Annotated in this window: 16 protein-coding genes; 4 read left to right on the top strand and 12 right to left on the bottom strand. The window is 66.2% G+C overall.

What is annotated here, in order from left to right; translation table 11 throughout:
- Positions 1-8 precede the first annotated feature (8 nt).
- The 3 genes from sseA to ETR14_RS04020 are packed head-to-tail and all read left to right on the top strand — an operon-like array spanning position 9 to position 3,312.
- Positions 9-845: a 3-mercaptopyruvate sulfurtransferase gene (gene sseA, locus ETR14_RS04030; RefSeq protein ID WP_129383477.1), complete on the top strand. Its 837-nt coding sequence runs from the start codon at positions 9-11 to the stop codon at positions 843-845.
- Positions 842-2,029, top strand: coding sequence for a cystathionine beta-lyase (gene metC / locus ETR14_RS04025; RefSeq protein ID WP_129383476.1), 1,188 nt, complete (start codon positions 842-844; stop codon positions 2,027-2,029). Before sseA ends, metC begins: the two co-directional genes overlap by 4 nt.
- A gap of 23 nt (positions 2,030-2,052) precedes the next feature.
- The gene (locus ETR14_RS04020) at positions 2,053-3,312 is read left to right on the top strand and encodes a mechanosensitive ion channel family protein (protein ID WP_243455753.1); all 1,260 of its coding nucleotides are present in this window, start codon (positions 2,053-2,055) and stop codon (positions 3,310-3,312) included.
- Here ETR14_RS04020 and ETR14_RS04015 read toward each other — a convergent pair.
- The 8 genes from ETR14_RS04015 to ETR14_RS03980 all read right to left on the bottom strand — a co-directional run bounded on the left by ETR14_RS04015 (position 3,309) and on the right by ETR14_RS03980 (position 10,886).
- Positions 3,309-3,665 (bottom strand): hypothetical protein, encoded by a 357-nt coding sequence (locus tag ETR14_RS04015; RefSeq protein WP_129383474.1) that lies wholly within the window; start codon positions 3,663-3,665, stop codon positions 3,309-3,311. The genes ETR14_RS04020 and ETR14_RS04015 overlap by 4 nt on opposite strands.
- A gap of 126 nt (positions 3,666-3,791) precedes the next feature.
- Positions 3,792-4,208 (bottom strand): DUF3035 domain-containing protein, encoded by a 417-nt coding sequence (locus ETR14_RS04010; protein WP_129383473.1) that lies wholly within the window; start codon positions 4,206-4,208, stop codon positions 3,792-3,794.
- A gap of 2 nt (positions 4,209-4,210) precedes the next feature.
- On the bottom strand, positions 4,211-4,741 hold the full coding sequence (gene lspA / locus ETR14_RS04005) for a signal peptidase II (protein ID WP_129383472.1): 531 nt from the start codon (positions 4,739-4,741) through the stop codon (positions 4,211-4,213).
- On the bottom strand, positions 4,734-7,658 hold the full coding sequence (gene ileS / locus ETR14_RS04000) for an isoleucine--tRNA ligase (protein ID WP_129383471.1): 2,925 nt from the start codon (positions 7,656-7,658) through the stop codon (positions 4,734-4,736). Before ileS ends, lspA begins: the two co-directional genes overlap by 8 nt.
- Positions 7,659-7,694: 36 nt before the next feature.
- Positions 7,695-8,657: a glycerophosphodiester phosphodiesterase family protein gene (locus tag ETR14_RS03995; RefSeq protein ID WP_129383470.1), complete on the bottom strand. Its 963-nt coding sequence runs from the start codon at positions 8,655-8,657 to the stop codon at positions 7,695-7,697.
- Positions 8,654-9,577 carry a bifunctional riboflavin kinase/FAD synthetase gene (locus tag ETR14_RS03990; protein WP_129383469.1) on the bottom strand — a complete coding sequence of 308 codons (924 nt, stop codon included), beginning with the start codon at positions 9,575-9,577 and terminating at the stop codon, positions 8,654-8,656. Before ETR14_RS03990 ends, ETR14_RS03995 begins: the two co-directional genes overlap by 4 nt.
- A 32-nt stretch (positions 9,578-9,609) precedes the next feature.
- The gene (locus tag ETR14_RS03985) at positions 9,610-10,095 is read right to left on the bottom strand and encodes a dihydrofolate reductase (protein ID WP_129383468.1); all 486 of its coding nucleotides are present in this window, start codon (positions 10,093-10,095) and stop codon (positions 9,610-9,612) included.
- Complete coding sequence (locus ETR14_RS03980; RefSeq protein ID WP_129383467.1) at positions 10,092-10,886, bottom strand: thymidylate synthase; 795 nt, start codon at positions 10,884-10,886, stop codon at positions 10,092-10,094. Before ETR14_RS03980 ends, ETR14_RS03985 begins: the two co-directional genes overlap by 4 nt.
- A gap of 72 nt (positions 10,887-10,958) precedes the next feature.
- On the opposite strand from ETR14_RS03980, the gene ETR14_RS03975 reads away from it, so the two are divergent.
- Positions 10,959-11,327, top strand: coding sequence for a JAB domain-containing protein (locus tag ETR14_RS03975; RefSeq protein ID WP_165356301.1), 369 nt, complete (start codon positions 10,959-10,961; stop codon positions 11,325-11,327).
- 4 nt (positions 11,328-11,331) lie between these two features.
- On the opposite strand, the gene ETR14_RS03970 is transcribed toward ETR14_RS03975, so the two are convergent.
- The 4 genes from ETR14_RS03970 to ETR14_RS03955 all read right to left on the bottom strand — a co-directional run bounded on the left by ETR14_RS03970 (position 11,332) and on the right by ETR14_RS03955 (position 16,719).
- A complete protein-coding gene (locus tag ETR14_RS03970) occupies positions 11,332-12,081 on the bottom strand; it encodes a class I SAM-dependent methyltransferase (protein WP_129383465.1) in 750 nt (249 codons plus the stop codon).
- A complete protein-coding gene (gene prfB, locus ETR14_RS03965) occupies positions 12,071-13,198 on the bottom strand; it encodes a peptide chain release factor 2 (RefSeq protein WP_129383464.1) in 1,128 nt (375 codons plus the stop codon). The genes ETR14_RS03970 and prfB overlap by 11 nt, the downstream gene beginning before the upstream one ends.
- 74 nt (positions 13,199-13,272) lie before the next feature.
- Positions 13,273-15,813: a penicillin-binding protein 1A gene (locus ETR14_RS03960; protein WP_129383463.1), complete on the bottom strand. Its 2,541-nt coding sequence runs from the start codon at positions 15,811-15,813 to the stop codon at positions 13,273-13,275.
- Positions 15,814-15,858: 45 nt separating this feature from the next.
- On the bottom strand, positions 15,859-16,719 hold the full coding sequence (locus ETR14_RS03955; protein ID WP_129383462.1) for an N-acetylmuramoyl-L-alanine amidase: 861 nt from the start codon (positions 16,717-16,719) through the stop codon (positions 15,859-15,861).
- Between the last annotated feature and the right edge of the window lie 358 nt (positions 16,720-17,077).

Here is a 17,077-nt window from a genome sequence, read left to right as displayed (position 1 = left end):
CAGGGACCATGGAATCGCTCGTTTCGACGGAATGGCTGGCGCAAGAGCTCGGCGCGTCCGATCTCGCGATCCTCGACGCAACCCTGTTGTTGCCGGGAGATCCTCGCAATCCCCGCGCCGAGCACGCGGCGGAGCATATTCCCGGCGCCGTCTTCCTGGACCTGGAGGAGGTTTCGGACACCGCCAATCCGATTCCCCACATGCTGCCGAGCGAGGCCAAGCTCGCGAGCCGGATGCAGGCACTCGGGGTTCGCGACGGGCAGCGCGTCGTCCTCTATGACAACAGCCCGCTGCACAGCGCCGCCCGGGCCTGGTGGATGTTGCGGCTGTTCGGCGTTCGGCAGGTCGCGATCCTCGATGGCGGTTTGCAGAAGTGGAAGGCGGAAGGACGCCCGCTGGAAGGCGGGGCGCCTTCGCGCCGCCACGGTCACTTCACGCCGCGATTCCGCGGCGGCCGCGTTGCCGACAAGAGGCTGCTCCTGTCGCTGATCGGCACCGGATCCCATGAGATCGTCGATGCGCGTGGCGCCGGTCGCTTCAGCGGCGCGGAGCCGGAGCCCCGGCCTGGCATGGCGTCGGGCCACATCCCCGGATCGCGCAATCTGCCTCAAGGCAATTTGTTCAATCCCGATCAAAGCTGGAAGAGGGGGACAGCACTTCGCGCCGCCTTCGATGCCGCGGGGGTGGATCTGTCGAAGCCGATGGTCACCACGTGCGGATCGGGAGTGACCGCAGCCGTATTGCTGTTCGGAGCGCATCTGCTCGGCAAGGAGGACGTGCTGCTCTACGACGGCAGCTGGTCCGAATGGGGCGCCGACCCCGAGACACCGAAGGAAACTGGATGACCGACGCCCGCAGGCGCCGTCCCGACACGATGATCGTCGAGGGCGGCCGCAAACCCGAATGGACCACCGGCATCGTCAATCCGCCGGTGTGGCGTGCCTCGACGATGTTGTTCGACAGCGTTGCGGAGATGGAGGCGTCCAACCCGCCGCGTCATGGACGCCTGCAATATGGGCGAAACGGCACCCCCACCCAATGGGCGCTGGCCGAGGCGCTTACCGGGATCGAGCCGGGTGCCGCGGGAACCCGGCTGTTCCCGTCCGGCTCTGCCGCCGTGGCGATCGCGCTGATGGCCGTGCTGTCGCCAGGGGACGAGATCCTGATGGTCGACAGCGCCTACGCGCCGACCCGGATCTTCTGCGACACCGTGCTGAAGCCGATGGGGGTCGCGGTGACCTATTACGATCCGATGATCGGCCGCGGGATCGAGACGCTGATCGGTGATCGCACCAAGGCGATCTTCCTTGAAAGCCCGGGATCCTTGAGCTTCGAAATCCAGGACGTGCCAGGCATCTGCGAGATCGCCAAGGCGCGAGGCCTCGTCACCCTGATCGACAATACCTGGGCCACCCCCGTCTTCTTCCAGGCGCTGAGCGCCGGCGTGGATATCTCGATCCTCGCCGCGACCAAATATATCGTCGGCCACGCCGATGCGATGATCGGTACGGTGACCGCCAATGCCCGCTGGTGGCCGCGAATCGAGCGGACCAGCCAGGTTTTCGGCCAGCATGTCGGACCCGATGATGCCTATCTCGCCACGCGGGGGCTTCGGACCCTTGGCGTGCGACTCAGGCAGCATCAACAGAGTGCCCTCAAGGTCGCCCAGTGGCTGCAGGCGCAGCCGCAGGTCTCACGGATCCTGCATCCCGCCTTTGCCGATTGCCCGGGGCACGAACATTGGGTGCGGGATTTCAAGGGTGCCTCCGGCCTGTTCGCCTTCGAGCTCAAGGGCGGCGACGCGGACGCGCGCGATGCCCTGATCGACGGCCTCGAGCATTTCGGCATAGGCTATAGCTGGGGCGGGTTCGAGAGCCTGGCGACACCGGCGGATGCGGAGCGGATCCGTACGGCGTCGCGTTGGCAGGCGGAGGGTCCGCGCGTGCGGCTCCATATCGGCCTGGAAGATGTGGACGATCTGATCGAAGATCTTGCCCGGGGCCTGGCGCGTTACGGGGCGTCGGCATGAGGAGCTGGCTGGGGGGCCTGGGCGTGACCTGGCCAACCGGCTCCGACTGGATCATCGCTGCCGCGGCGATCGCCGCCGCGGCCTTCGCCTGGGTGGCAGCACATTTCCTGTCTCGGGGCCTCGGTCCTCGGCTCGCGGACTTCTTCGAACAGCGGGCCGGCGCCCGCGGAGAGACGCTGGGGCCGCGCATGTGCGATCTCAGCCGCTACCTGATCTTCGCCATTCTGATCGCAATCATCCTCAACGCGGATGCGTGGCGGCCCCTGGGCGCGATCGTTCTTGGCATCGCCATTGCGGCCGGCTGCGCGCTGTTCGTGCTCGGCATCCTTCGCGGCTTGGCAATGCCGCGGCTGGTCGCCCTGGTACTCGCCGGGGTCACCTTCGTCGCCTTGCTCACCCGCGCTGTCGGCGGCCTCAAACCGATCACCGACACGTTGAACCGGGTCGGCTTCGATGCCGGCAGCATGCGCTTCTCGCTGCTCAGCCTGATCCAGATCGCTGTGACCGTCGCGGCGCTCTACGCAATCGTGAAACTGCTCAATCGGATCGTCGGCACTTCGATCCGCAGGGCTTCGGGCTTCGATCCGACCCAGCAATTGCTCGCGCAGAAGCTCGCCTCCGTGGCGCTCGTCATCGCCGCCTTCTTCATCGGGATCGATGTGCTCGGCATCGATCTGACCGCGCTCACCGTCTTCTCCGGTGCGTTCGGCCTGGCGATCGGCTTCGGCCTCCAAAAGACGTTCGGCAATTTGATGGCGGGAATCATCCTGCTGATGGATCGATCGATCAAGCCGGGCGACGTCATCGTGATCGGCGAAGCCGTCGGCCGGATCAACAAAATCGGCGTACGCGCGGTCTCCATCGTCACCCGCGACGGCAAGGAGCATCTGATTCCGAACGAGAATCTGATGACCCAGGAAGTCGAGAACTGGTCGTATTCCAGCCGTGACGTGCGCGTGCACATCCCGGTCGGCGTCGCCTATAGCTGCGATCTGGATCTTGCGCAGAGGCTGATGGTCGAAGCTGCGGCTGCCTCGGACCGCGTGCTCGATGCGCCGGGACCGAAGGTCTGGCTGACCGGCTTCGGCGAGAATAGCGTCACTCACGACATTCTGATCTGGCTGAAGGATCCCGAAGCCGGGATCGGCAGCGTCCGATCCGAGATCCTCAACCGCCTGTGGGTTCTGTTCAAGGAAAACGGAATCGAGCTGCCGTTCCCCCAGCGCGACATCAGGGTGAAGGAATGGCCGGTGCCGCCGTCCGGCAGCGGCGCACCGAATTAGGCCGAGACGATCTCGCCGAGCCGCGACAACGCCTTGCGCAATTCGTCGGCGAGCCGCGCGGCGGCGGGTCCGGTCGGGCGTTCGGCCTCGCTGATCTTCATCAGCGCCGACACGCCCGCCGCCGCCCAGGTCGCCGTGTGGGTGGCGAGCGCATCGAACCTCTTCTGAACGATCGGCAGCGCGTTACCGTAAGCCGCGCTGACCCGGGCGGCTTCATCGAGGATGTTGGTATCGAGTCGGGTCGGGGTGCGTCCTGCGATCTCCTCGACCAGGGCGAGAACCTGACGGAGCTGGGTCACTTCGGCGCCGGCATCGGCGGCACCGGTCAGGAAGGGGGCGATCTGCGGCGTCATTGCAGCGGCCGCTTTATGCCGGCGACCGCTAAGGAATGGTCAATGCGGACGCGAAAAGGGCGGAAGCGCGCCTGCACTTCCGCCCTTTTCGAGCGAGCTGCGCGCCTCCCGGCGCGAAGCGACGGCTTATTGCGGCGTGGTGACGGTCGCGTCGCGCCCGGCACCCGACGGCGAGTTGAGGATCGTCTGGGTGGTCGCGCCCTTGTCGACGACATTTGTTCCCGGGTCGCCGGCCACCGAGCGCGCGCCGATGGCGGTGTTGGCAGTCCCGGCCTGATTGAGCAGCTGGCGCTCGGCATCGCTGCGCGGCGCCGGGCCGCCGAACAAAGCTTCGAGCGCCTGGGTGCGTGCGTCGGCGCCGGTCGGGGCCGGTTCGCCGGCGCGCGGCGGCACCAGCGAGTAATCCGGCGGGATGACCAGCGGCGCGTTGCGGGCAACCGCAAACTCGTCGGGGCGCTCGCGACCGAGGACGCCGCTCGAGCCGCAGCCGGCGAGAGCAAGGCTTCCCGCCATGACCGCGAGGGCGATGTTGATCTTACGCATGTTCACTTGTCCTCCGGGGCGGGCGTACGGTCGCGCGTCAACAGCGCGCGGACCAACAATAACAGGACGCCGATGGTAATGGCTGCATCGCCGACATTGAAGACCAAAAAGGGATGGATGTCGCCGAAATGCAGATCGGCGAAATCGACGACGTAGCCGAGCCGAATGCGATCGATGATGTTGCCGAGCGCGCCGCCGAGCACGAAGGCGAGGGCGATCGCATCGTCGCGCCGGCGTTCGCGCCACATCCAGGTCACGACGAAGATCGAGATCGCCCCCGTCATCGCCACCAGCAGCCAGCGCTCCAGCGGACTGCCCGCGGTCAGGAAGCCCATCGACACGCCGCGATTCTCGACCCAGCGCAGATCGAATATCGGCGCCAGGGTGATCACCACCTGCTGCTGCAGCTGGAGGACGTAGGTGACGATCCATTTGCTTGCCTGATCGAGCAGCAGAACGGTGGCGGCGATGGTCATACCCAGCTTGCGGTTGCGCTGTATGCGCTCCCGGTCCGCCGCACTCAGCTCAGCCATTCACCACCTCTTCGCAGCGCCCGCACAGCGCGCCTTCTTCGACGACCTCGGGCAGATAGCGCCAGCAGCGGCCGCACTTTTCCTTGTCGGTGCGCGTCACTGTCACGGCGTCTTCGCCCGTCTCGACCTTCGCCGACGAAACGATGCAGATTTCGGCGAAGTCGATCGACGCCAGGGCGGTCGCGAGCGCGTCGCTCGATACCCGGGCAACGATGTCGGCTTCGAGACTTGATCCGATCTCCTTGCCGCGGCGCAGCGGTTCGATCGCTTCGGTCACGCGCTGGCGAGTCGCTGCGATCTGCTGCCACTTGGCGTTCAGCGCGTCATCGCGCCACGCGGCATCGATCTCGGGCCATTCCAGCAGGTGGACGGAGCCGTCCTGCTGGTAACGCGTACCCCAGACTTCCTCGGTGGTGAAGCTGAGCACCGGCGCCAGCCACCGCACCAACGCGTGGAAGACCGTGTCGAGGACCGTCCGATAGGCACGGCGGGTGATCGATCCCTGCGGCAGCTTGGGTCCGATATCGCAATAGAGCACGTCCTTGCGGATATCGAAGAAGAATGCGGACAGTTCGTCGTTGGCAAAGCCGGTGAGCAGCCGCGAGTAACGATTGAACTCGAAGCCGTTCACCGCCTCCTTCAGCTCGGCGTCGATCGCCGCGAGGCGATGGAGAACCCAGCGCTCGAGCTCCGGCATCTCGGCGACGGCGACGCGCTCGCTCTCGTCGAAGTCGGCGAGAGCGCCGAGCAGGTAGCGGAAGGTGTTCCTGAGCTTGCGATAGGCGTCGCCGGTGCCCGCGAGCACTTCCTTGCCGATGCGAACATCCTCGAAATAGTCGGTCGAGGCGACCCAGAGGCGGAGGATGTCGGCGCCGCTTTCCCGGATGATCGCCAGCGGGTCGACGACGTTGCCGAGGCTTTTCGACATCTTGCGCGCATTCTGATCGAGCGCGAAGCCGTGGGTGAGGACCGCGTCGTAGGGCGCGTGGCCACGGGTGCCGCAGCTTTCGAGCAAGGACGACTGGAACCAGCCGCGATGCTGATCCGATCCTTCGATATAGAGATTGGCGCGGGTGCCTTCGCCGTAGCGCGCCTCGACGACGTAGCTGTGGGTCGATCCGGAATCGAACCAGACGTCGAGAATGTCGACGATCGGCTCATAGTCTTCGAGCCGGTAGCCGCTGCCGAGCAGGGCCTGGTGGTCGGCGCTGAACCACGCGTCGGCGCCGCCTTCGTGAAAGGCGCGGATGATGCGGGAATTGACGGCGGCGTCGCGCAGATATTCGCCGGTCTGGCGATGGACGTAGAGCGCGATCGGCACGCCCCAGGCGCGCTGGCGGCTGATCACCCAGTCCGGACGGCCCTCGACCATCGCGCTGATCCGGTTCTTCGCCTTTTCCGGCACCCAGCGGGTTTCGTCGATCGCGGAGAGAGCGATCTGACGGAGGGTCCCGTTGCCGCTGGCCCGCTGTTCCGCTGCGCTCCGATCGGCCTGAGCCTGTCGAAGGCCATCCGATTCTTGCTGCTCGGCGGAAGTCGAAGAAAGGGCTTCGACAGGCTCAGCCCGAACGGGTTTCGGACTTCCCCCTGTGCCGTCCATCGGGATGAACCATTGCGGCGTGCAGCGGAAAATGATCTTCGCCTTGGAGCGCCAGCTGTGCGGATAGGAATGGCGGAAGTCGGCAGAGGCGGCGAGCAACGCGCCGGTGTCGCGCAGGTCCGAGCAGATCGGGCCGTCGGGTGCGTTGAACTTGGGATTGATCACGCTGCCGCCGCCGGGAAGCCAGCCCCAATCCTCGCGATAGCGGCCGTCGTCCGTGACCGCGAACACCGGATCGATGCCGTGCGCCTTGCAGAGCAGGAAATCGTCCTCGCCGTGATCGGGCGACATGTGAACGAGGCCGGTGCCGGCGTCGGTCGTGACGAAGTCGCCGGCAAGCATCGGCCGCGGCCGGGCGAAGAATCCGCCGAGTGCATGCATCGGGTGGCGGACGACGGTGCCGGCGAGATCGGCGCCGCGCAGCTGTACGCCGGTCGTCTTTACCTCTTCGCCGAGGCGCGCGGCAAAGGCGCCGAGCAGGTCTTCCGCAATCAGCAGCTTGCGGCTGCCGGCTTCGACGAGGGCGTAGGTGATCTCCGGGCCATAAGCGAGAGCCTGGTTGACCGGGATCGTCCACGGTGTCGTCGTCCAGATCACCGCTTGAGCGCCGACCAGCGCGTCAACCGGGCTTTCGACGATCTCGAAGCCGACGTCGATCTGGGTCGAGGTGATCTCCTCATATTCGACTTCGGCTTCGGCGAGCGCGGTCTTTTCGACCGGCGACCACATCACGGGCTTGGCCCCGCGATAGAGCTGGCCGCTCTCGGCGAATTTGAGCAGTTCCTCGACGATCTTGGCCTCGGCCTCGAACTTCATGGTGAGATAGGGATTGTCCCACTCGCCCATCACGCCCAGGCGCTGAAACTGTTCGGCCTGGATGCCGACCCACTTCTCGGCATAGGCCCGGCATTCAGCGCGGAACTCGCGCGGCGGAACCGCATCCTTGTCGAGCTTCTTCTTGCGATATTGCTCCTCGATCTTCCACTCGATCGGCAGGCCATGACAGTCCCATCCCGGGACATAGGGCGCATCCTTGCCGAGCAGCGACTGGGAGCGGACGATGATGTCCTTGAGGATCTTGTTCATCGCATGGCCCATGTGGATGTCGCCATTGGCGTACGGCGGGCCGTCGTGGAGAATGAAGCGCTCGCGCCCGGCGCGGGCCTCGCGGAGGCGCTGATAGAGACCTTCCTCGGCCCAGCGCGAGAGGATGGCCGGCTCCTTCTGGGCAAGGCCGGCTTTCATCGGGAAATCGGTCTTCGGCAGGAAGACCGTGTCGCGCCAATCCTGCGGGGTGGTTTCGGGTTTCTCGGACATGTCGCGGTGGGACTTAGCCGCCATGCGGGCAAGCGTCTAGCGCCCGAGCGCCCGGCCCGCCTCGTAGAAATCCTCTACCCAGAGCCAGCCCCGGAAATCGCGCGGCACGTCGCCGAGCTGCTCCGCATGATCGATGCCGACGATCCGGCCGTGCTCGCGGCCGCCGATCATGATCAGCCGGCTGTTCGCATCGGCCATGCGCTTCTGGAACCGGTTCGGCCAGCCCCAGATCTTCCACTGGCCTTCGATGGGGATGAAAATGGTGGTGTTGCGGCAGCTTGCCGGGACGTAGCCGGTCCAACCGACCTTCAGATAGTCGTCAAGGCACGCGCCGTCCGACCCGCTGTCGAAGGTCCAGGCGCCCGGCGCGAGTTGCCGCATGCGTTCAAGGACCGCTCGTGCACCATGGAAAGCGTATTTGCCGTCGATCGGCATGCCCATGCGCCGGAACGCCGCGGCCAGGCGGTCGGCATCGCGGGGATCGTTGCCGGCGAAGCGGAAGACGAGCTTGGCCTGGGGCACCTCGCGCAGCACCTCCTCCGCGCTCGGCATGCCGCCGATGCCGCGGCCGCGGAGTGGGAAGGTGCGGCCGCCGTCCGCCGTATAGCCGTAGCCGATGTCGAGGGTCTTGAGCTCGGCCAGCGAACGTGCCCGAACCGGGCCGCTGCCGTTGGTGCGGCATTCGAGGACCGGATCACCGAATGCGATCATCTGCCCATCGGCGGTTGCCTGCACGTCGAGTTCCACCGCAGCACCCATGCGCGAGGCCTTGAACATCGAGGGCAGGCTGTTCTCGATATATTTGTTATCCTCTACGGGCCGGATCCGGGGCGCGGTGCAGCCGGCCGCGGAGTCGCCGTCGGACGGTTGCGCCAGGCCGTGATGCGCGATGAGGGTGAGATGGTCGCGGGGTGTCGGCGCGATCCAGGAGGCGTTGATCAGCGAAACGGCGACGGCGCAGGCGGCGATGCCGCCGCCGACCCAGCGCGAAACCCTCATGCGAGACGGCGCCTGGCCTCTGCGCAATCGGCGTCCATCTGCGCCATCAGCGCCTCCAGGCTGTCGAATTTCGCCTCGGGCCGGAGGAAGGAGATGAATTCGACTTCGAGGCGCTGTCCGTAGAGATCGCCGCTGAAGTCGAAGAAATAGGGTTCGAGCAGTTCCTTGGGGGGATCGAAGGTCGGCCGAACACCGATATTGGCGGCGCCGTTCACAACCCGGCCATCCTCCAGCCGTCCGCGCACGGCGTAGATGCCGAAGCGCGGGCGAAGGTAGGTGCCGAGCGCGAGATTGGCGGTGGGGTAACCGAGCTCCCGGCCACGCTTGTCGCCATGTTCGACCAGGCCTTCGATCGCGAACGGACGGGTCAGCAAGTGGGTGGCGGTGTCGCAATCCCCGGCTTGCAGCGCCTCGCGGATCCGGCTCGACGAGACCGGCTCGCCATCCTCGACGATCGGCCCCACCGCATCGACCGAGAAACCGAGCTCGGCGCCGGCGCGCTGCAGCAACTCGACGTTGCCGCCGCGGCCGCGACCGAAGGTGAAGTCCTCCCCGGTGACCACCCCGGCGGCGCCGATCAGGCCGAGCAGCCGTTCGCGAATGAACCCTTCCGCACTGGTCCCGGCGAGCGCGTCGTCGAAGGAGAAGACCAGCATCGCGTCGGCGCCTGCGGCCTCGAACAGGCGCTGGCGCTGATCGAGCGTGGTCAGGCGGAACGGCGCGGCGTCGGGTTTGAAGTGACGCACAGGATGCGGATCGAAGGTCGCGACCATCACCGGCCGCCCTTCGGCGCGCCCGCGCGCGACCGCGCGCCCGACCACCGCCTGGTGCCCCTCGTGAAAACCATCGAAATTGCCGAGCGCGACGATGCCCCCGCGAAGCGCCTGCGGAACCGCCGAGCCGCCGTCCAGCCGCTCCATGCGACGCCTATAGGAAAGTGCCGCGCGTCTGCCTAGCCGCGGACCAGCCGCACGAAGCTGAATGCCGGCAGCGTCCCTTCCCCCGCATGGTCTTCCCGTGCGACTTCGCGCCAGCGCGCGCCCGGCAAAGGGGCCATCCAAGTGTCGCCTTCAGCATCGAGATGCACTTCGGTGAGCTCGGCGGCCGTGGCGATCGGCTCGAACAGGGCAATGATTTCGGCGCCGCCGATCACCGTGACGAGGCTCTTACCCGCGGTAGTCAAAGCGGCCTCGACCGAGTGCACGACCTCGGCGCCATCGCCGCGCCAAGCCCGATCGCGGGTGAGGACGATGTGTCGCCGTCCCGGCAGGAGGCCTGGGAGGCTGTCGAAGGTCTTGCGGCCCATGATCATCGCGGTGTCGCGCGTGACCTGCTTGAAATGCTTGAGATCGGCCGGAATGTGCCATGGAAGGGTACCGTCCTTGCCGATCACGCCATTGTCGGCCCGAGCAACGACGATTGTGATCTCTTGGCTCACACCGCGACCTCGCCCTTGATGTGCGGGTGGGGATCATATCCGGTGATCTCGAAATCCTCATAGGCGTAGGCGTCGATCGCCTCGGGCTTGCGGGTGATGGTCAGGGTCGGCAGCGGGCGCGGTTCGCGGGTCAGCTGCAGCCGCGCCTGATCGAGGTGGTTCGAGTATAGGTGGCAGTCCCCGCCGGTCCAGACGAACACGCCCGGCTCCAGATCGCATTGCTGGGCGAGCATGTGGGTAAGCAGCGCATAGCTGGCGATGTTGAACGGGACGCCCAGGAAGACGTCGGCGCTGCGCTGGTAAAGCTGCAGGTTCAATCGGCCGTTTGCGACCTGAGTCTGGAACAGGCAGTGGCACGGCGCCAGCGCCATCTGGCCGATCTCGGCCGGGTTCCAGGCCGAGACGATCTGGCGCCGCGAGGCCGGATCCTTGCGGATCAGGGCGATCAGTTCGGCGATTTGATCGACATGCTGGCCGTTGGGCCCTTCCCAGTCGCGCCACTGCTTCCCGTAGACCGGTCCGAGATCGCCATTCTCGTCTGCCCATTCGTCCCAGATCCGCACCCGATGCTCGGTTAACCAGCCGATGTTGGTCTCGCCCCGCAGGAACCAGAGCAGCTCGATGATGATCGAGCGAAGGTGCAGCTTCTTGGTGGTGAGGAGCGGAAAGCCCTGGGACAGATCGAACCGCATCTGGTGGCCGAACACGGCCAAGGTACCGGTGCCGGTGCGGTCGTCCTGGCGAACGCCCTCGTCGAGAATGCGGGAGAGAAGCTGGAGGTAGGGAGTCATGGGCTCTGTATGGCGGCGGAGCGGCGGGTTGGGAAGCGGCGGCAGATCGGATAGTCTGGGAGGATGGAGCCGGTGATCACAACCGCTGAAGAGGCCGTTGCTGCGCTTCGCCCGCACTTCGAAAACGCCGCGCGCGAGCAGATCGTCGTCCTGTACCTTGCCGCGGATCGCCGTTTGCTCGGCGTCTCGTCTCATCCCGGCAGCACCGACTTTGCCGATCTGCCGCTGCGCGCGATAATCGCGGAGGCGCTGCGGCTGGAGGCAGCCGGCATGATCGTTGCGCACGCCCATCCGAGCGGCACGGCAAAGCCGAGCGAGGAAGACAAGGCGGCAACGGCGGTACTGGCGCGGACCGCGCGCGCGCTCGACATCCGCCTCCACGACCATCTGATCTTCGCCGGCGAGGCCTGGGCGAGTTTTCGCGGCCTAGGCCTTCTCTAGCCGCTCAGGCCGGGCAGACCGGGATTTCGGTCGGCTGCGGGCGCGGGAGTTTCGGTTCGAATTGGGCGAAATAGCTTTCGGTGTCGGCGAGGCGCTCGAAGCGGGTGAGTTCGAAGCCGAGCGAGGCGAATTCGCAGATCAGCAGCCGCGGCGGCGTGCCGTGGCGATCGGTGGCGCGGTCGGCATCGACGACGACGACGCGGCCGCCCGGTTTCATATCGTCGCGAATGTGCCAGAGGAATTCGAGCGGGGACTCGATCTCGTGGTACATGTGGATCATCAGGATCCGATCGAACGATCGCTCGGGCAGCTTGGGGTCGGCCGGCTCGCCGGTCTTCACCGCTACATTGTCGAGATTCTCACGCTGCACCCGCCGCGCGAGCCCCTCGATCGTCGCCGGCACGATGTCCTGTGCGAGCACCCGCCCTTCCTTGCCGACCAGAGGGGCAAGACGGACCGTATAATAGCCCTCGCCGGCGCCGATGTCCGCGACCGACATACCAGCACGGATATCGGCCAGCTTCATCACGGTGTCCGCTTCGCCGATGCGGTCGCGGGCATCCTCGTTCGAGAAGCGCGGCGAGACGATCGGCGAGACCGGCCGCTGCGGCTTGGGAAAGACCGGCTCCTCGGGCTGCTTCTGGCAGCCGGAAAGCAGGAGCAGACCTGCGAGGACGGGGACGATCTGCGAGGGCCCTCTGCCGCGTGGTGAGGACTCGAGGACAGGGAAGAGGCGAACCCCTTTAATCGACATCTTCCACGTCGACCTTTTCGCCGGTGACGCGCTGCGACAAGGCGGCGGCCATGAAGCGGTCGAGATCGCCGTCGAGCACGTCGGACGGCGCGGTGGAGGTCACGCCGGTGCGCAGGTCCTTGACCAGCTGATAGGGCTGCAGGACGTAGGAGCGGATCTGATGGCCCCAGCCGATGTCGGTCTTGGTCGCATTGGTCGCGTTTGCTTCCGCTTCGCGCTTCTGCAGCTCGGCCTCGTAGAGGCGGGCGCGCAGCTGGCTGTAGGCCTCGGCGCGATTCTTGTGCTGCGATCGCTGCGCCTGGCTCTGAACGACGATGCCGGACGGCAGGTGGGTGATGCGCACGGCCGAATCGGTGGTGTTGATGTGCTGGCCGCCGGCGCCCGACGCCCGGAAGGTGTCGATGCGCAATTCGCTTTCGTTGATCTCGATCTCGATATTGTCGTCGACCACCGGATAGACCCAGACCGACGCGAAGCTGGTGTGCCGGCGCGCCGAGCTGTCATAGGGGCTGATCCGGACGAGGCGGTGGACGCCGCTCTCGGTCTTGGCATAGCCATAGGCATTCTCGCCCTTGACCAACAGGGTCGCCGACTTGATCCCGGCCTGCTCGCCGGCGTGATAATCGATCAGTTCCACCTTCATGCCGTGGCGTTCGGCCCAGCGCGTGTACATGCGCTGGAGCATGCCAGCCCAGTCGTTGCTCTCGGTGCCGCCGGCGCCCGAATTGATCTCGACATAGGTGTCGTTAGCATCGGCCTCGCCGGCGAGCAGTGCCTTGACCTTGTCTTGCTCCGCGCGTTCGGCGAGCTGGGCCAGCGACTCGATCGCATCGTTGACGAGGCCTTCGTCGCCCTCCGCTTCGGCCATCTCGCTGAGCTCGATCGTATCCTCGAGCTCCTTCTCGATGCCGCGGGTCGCGCCGATCGCCTCTTCGAGACGACGGCGCTCGCGCATCACGTCCTGGGCGAGCTTGGGATCGTTCCAGAGGCTTTGATCCTCGACGCGGGCGTTGAGCTCGTCGAGCCGCGCCAGCGCGCGATCCCAGTCGAGGAAGCGGCGGAGGAGGGCGAGAGCCGACCGGATCTGGTCGACATGGGCTTGCGCTTCGGCGCGCATCGAATTTCTCCAATCACGTTTCAGGCCGCGCGTCGGCGCGGCACCGGCCTTGCGGCCAAGACTTAGTTGCGGCCCTAGTAAATGCCGCCCTGATTTGACAAGAACTCGCTGGTCGAAGGCGCCTTCGCCTGCGGTCGCGGGGCTGCCGCCCGGCGCGCCGCCCGCGGTGCCGCCGCAGTGGTGGCGACGGCCTGCGGCCCGGTTCCATAGCGCTGCAGGGTGCGGCGCGGTTCGCTCTCAGGCTTGAACGCCTCCCAGATCACCGCCGCCTTCGGATCGTCCGTCGGCCACTCGCCGAACACCTTGCGGCCGGACCGTCGATCGATCCGGACCATTCGAATGCCGGCCGGGGCGCGGAATGGCACCGGCGGGACATCCTTGAAGGCGACCTGCGCGAATTGCTTGAAGATCGGCGCCGCCAGGGTTCCGCCCTGCGCATAGCCGCCCATCGGCCGCGGGTGATCGAAACCCATGTAGATGCCCGAAACGATGTCAGGGGATCCGCCGATGAACCAGACGTTGGTCGGGCCGCTGGTGGTGCCGGTCTTGCCGAACAGCGGCCGGCCGAGATCGCGGAGCACCTGGGCGGTGCCGCGCTGAACGACGCCTTCCAGGATATGGACCATCTGATAGGCGGTCATCGCATCCATCAGCTGCTTGGTGCGAAGCGGCGGCCGGGGCATCGGCTTGCCGTTCCAGTCCGGGGCGTTGCAGCCTTCGCACGGTCTCGTGTCGGCGCGCAGGATCACCTTGCCGTTACGATCCTGGACGTAGTCGATCACCGTCGGCGTCACCTGCTTGCCGTTATTGGCGAGGATGGCGAAGGCATTGGTCATCTTGAGCACGGTGGTGTCACCCGCGCCGAGTGCGATGGAAAGGTAATTGGGAAATTCGCCGACGCCGAGAATGCGGGCGAGGCGGGTGACCTTGTCCATGCCGGTCTGGTTGGCGGTGCGCACCGTCATCAGGTTGCGCGACTGCTCGATGCCCCAGCGCATCGTCTGCGGCCCGGCGTTTCCGCCGGAGAAGTTGCGGAAGCATTTCTGCCCCAGACCCGCGCCCTGCCAGACACAGAAGGGGCCGTCGACGACGATCGACGCCGGAGTCATGCCGTTGTCGAGCGCTGCCGAATAGACGATCGGCTTGAAGGTGGAGCCCGGTTGGCGCTGCGCCTGAACAGCGCGATTGAAGTCGTCGCCCTTGGCGTCGAAGCCGCCGTGCATCGCCAGGATCCGGCCGGTCGAGACCTCCTCGACAACCATGCCGCCGCGGATTTCCGGGATCGACCGCAGCGTGTAACCGGCGCCTTCCTTCTTGACGACGATGACCATGCCCGGCCGAAGGAAGTTGAACGCGGCCGTGGCGGTGCCGCGCTTCGGCATCGAGGCGGCCGAGGCGGGGAGGCTGGCCTGGCTGCCGTCGGCGAAGCCGATGGTGGCGCTGCCGCCCGATTTGTCGAGCACGGCCGCAGCCCGCCAATCCTCATAGCCGGTGCCGATCGGCGCGCGGGCGAGCTGCGCCGCCCAATTCTTGTCGATGTCGACGGACAGGCCAGGGTCGCGCCAGCCCTTGCCGCGATCGTAGCGGACGAGGCCGTCGCGCAACGCCGTCTCCGCGGCCTTTTGCTTCGGCACGTCGAGCGAGGTGCGCACCCACAAGCCGCCCGTGTAAACGCCGTTCGGGCCCTTCTCGGTCTCGCTGCCATAGCGCTCCATCAGCTGACGACGCACTTCTTCCATGTAATAGCCGCCGAAATTGCGCACGGTGTTGCGGGCGAACTGCACGGTGCCGAGCGGCTCCCGCTGCGCCGCGTCGCGCTCGGCTGCGGAAATCTTGCCGTTGCGCTCCATCTCGGAGAGCACCCAGTTGCGGCGCTCGGTCGCCCGCTCGGCATTGCGGTTGGGATCGTAATTGCTCGGCGCCTTGGGAAGAATGGCGAGATAGGCGGACTCGGGCAAAGTGAGATCGGTGACGTCCTTGTCGAAATAGGCGCGCGCTGCGGCCTGCACGCCGTAAGCATTGCGGCCGAGGAAGATCTGATTGAGATACAGCTCCAGGATCTGCTGCTTGGTCAGAACGCTTTCGATGCGGCGTGCCAGGAAGGCTTCCTTGATCTTCCGGGTCACCGAATATTCGTCGCCGAGCAGAAGGTTCTTGGCGACCTGCTGGGTGATCGTCGATCCGCCGCGCGCCCGGGCGCCGCTGCCGACCTTGGAGACATAGTCTCCGACCGCGCCGACCAGGCCGGGATAATCGATGCCGCCATGGCTGAAGAAGGTCTTGTCCTCGGCCGAAGTGAAGGCGTCGACCAGCTGCTGCGGAAATTCGTCGTAGCTCAGTTCGACCCGGCGTTCGCGCGCAAAGGTCTGCACCGGCTCGCCGTTGATGTCGCGGACGTTGGTCGGCAGCGGCGGCTGGTAGGTGAGCAGCGATTCGGCCGACGGCAGGTCGCGGGCGAAGAGCAGCCACAGGGCGCCGTACAGAATGACCGGAAGCGCGGCGAGAATGGCGAGCATCCTCACCCACCGCCGGCTCCAGGCATTGCGGAAAAAGCCTCCGAAGCGCGCGCCTGCGTCGCGGTGGAGGGTGAAGCGGGTCGAGGTCTCGGCGGTCATGTTCGGCGAGGTACCTAGCCGATCATGATGCACGGGTGAAGCATGTCAGCGGCTTGCGGTGGCGAGCGTCCGACGAGCGAAGTGGGTTTCGATGGCGCTGTTCATCCCCAAAGCGATCTGCCGCTGTCCTTCGGGCGAGTTGATGTAGGCGACGTCGGTGCCGTTGGTGAGGTAGCCGGTCTCGAAGAGGATCGACGGAACGTCCGGCGCCTTGAGCACGATCAGCGAGGCGAAACGGTGATAATCCGGCCGGAACGGGAAATAGGCCGATGCCTCGCGGCGGAGCAGGGCGGCGAATTGCGCCGAGACGTTCATGCTGTTGCGCTGGGCGAGATCGATCAGGATGCGGTTGACTCCGGCATCCTCGACGAGCGGCGCGCCGCCGATCCGGTCGGCTTCGTTCTGCTCCTGAGCGAGCAAGGCCGCCTGACGGTCGGAGGCGACTTCGGACAGAGTGTAGATGGTTGCGCCGCGTGCGCCGTCATTGCTTGGCGCCGCGTCCGCGTGAATCGAGATGAACAGGCCGGCGCCCATGCGGCGCGCGATCTCGTAGCGGTCGCGAAGCACGATGAACCGATCGTCGTCACGGGTCAGCGCGACGCGAACCCTGCCGCCCGCGGCGAGCGCATCGCGGATCGCCCGTGCCACGGCGAGCGTCACGTCCTTTTCGTGCCGGCCCCCGAACGGAGAGGTCGCACCGGGATCCCGCCCGCCATGACCCGGATCGAGCACCACCAACGGACGGCTCGGATCGTTCGAGCCTGAGATTGCCGGCAGGGGGCCGGATGGGCTGCTGTCGCCCGAACGCTCGAGCGGAATCGTGATGGTCTCGCCCGACGGCGTTTCGCCGCCGCCACCCGAAAGGGCGGCAAACAGCGCGGAGAGCAAGGCAAGGAAGAAGGACATCGCCGTATCTGCGGCCGGCGATTGCCGCCGGTCCAGCGAAAATCACGGTCTGGCCGGTTGAAGCTGAACAACCGAGATGCTAGCAGTCAATTTCGGCACAGTGTTGAAGTGCGACCAAGCCCTTCTCATCTTGGCCGAAAGTTCTCGCGCCGGCGCACTGCGCCGGACACCCAAGGTTGACGCTGCATGAGCTTTATTTCCTTCGACTGGCTACGCCCCCTCAGGGTTACGGGCGTCGCGTCGAGGGCTGCGGGGCCGGCGATGACGACGCCCCAGGCACGAGCAGCAGACACGAACAGCCTCTTTTCAACCCGGACACAGAAAGCGCGCGCCGGATCGGCGCCGCCTTCGTCCATAT

The organism is Sphingosinicella sp. BN140058, assembly GCF_004135585.1.
Classification (GTDB): domain Bacteria; phylum Pseudomonadota; class Alphaproteobacteria; order Sphingomonadales; family Sphingomonadaceae; genus Allosphingosinicella.
This window is presented reverse-complemented; position numbering and strand designations above follow the sequence as displayed.

What these genes read in the sequence shown, in the direction of transcription:
- ETR14_RS04010 (WP_129383473.1), bottom strand. Translation starts at nt 4,208, where the DNA reads ATGCGTAAGATCAACATCGCCCTCGCGGTCATGGCGGGAAGCCTTGCT.
- prfB (WP_129383464.1), bottom strand. Translation starts at nt 13,198, where the DNA reads ATGCGCGCCGAAGCGCAAGCCCATGTCGACCAGATCCGGTCGGCTCTC.
- lspA (WP_129383472.1), bottom strand. Translation starts at nt 4,741, where the DNA reads ATGGCTGAGCTGAGTGCGGCGGACCGGGAGCGCATACAGCGCAACCGC.
- ETR14_RS03955 (WP_129383462.1), bottom strand. Translation starts at nt 16,719, where the DNA reads ATGTCCTTCTTCCTTGCCTTGCTCTCCGCGCTGTTTGCCGCCCTTTCG.
- ETR14_RS03960 (WP_129383463.1), bottom strand. Translation starts at nt 15,813, where the DNA reads ATGACCGCCGAGACCTCGACCCGCTTCACCCTCCACCGCGACGCAGGC.
- ETR14_RS03990 (WP_129383469.1), bottom strand. Translation starts at nt 9,577, where the DNA reads ATGGAGCGGCTGGACGGCGGCTCGGCGGTTCCGCAGGCGCTTCGCGGG.
- ETR14_RS04015 (WP_129383474.1), bottom strand. Translation starts at nt 3,665, where the DNA reads ATGACGCCGCAGATCGCCCCCTTCCTGACCGGTGCCGCCGATGCCGGC.
- sseA (WP_129383477.1), top strand. Translation starts at nt 9, where the DNA reads ATGGAATCGCTCGTTTCGACGGAATGGCTGGCGCAAGAGCTCGGCGCG.
- metC (WP_129383476.1), top strand. Translation starts at nt 842, where the DNA reads ATGACCGACGCCCGCAGGCGCCGTCCCGACACGATGATCGTCGAGGGC.
- ETR14_RS03970 (WP_129383465.1), bottom strand. Translation starts at nt 12,081, where the DNA reads ATGTCGATTAAAGGGGTTCGCCTCTTCCCTGTCCTCGAGTCCTCACCA.
- ileS (WP_129383471.1), bottom strand. Translation starts at nt 7,658, where the DNA reads ATGTCCGAGAAACCCGAAACCACCCCGCAGGATTGGCGCGACACGGTC.
- ETR14_RS03995 (WP_129383470.1), bottom strand. Translation starts at nt 8,657, where the DNA reads ATGAGGGTTTCGCGCTGGGTCGGCGGCGGCATCGCCGCCTGCGCCGTC.
- ETR14_RS03980 (WP_129383467.1), bottom strand. Translation starts at nt 10,886, where the DNA reads ATGACTCCCTACCTCCAGCTTCTCTCCCGCATTCTCGACGAGGGCGTT.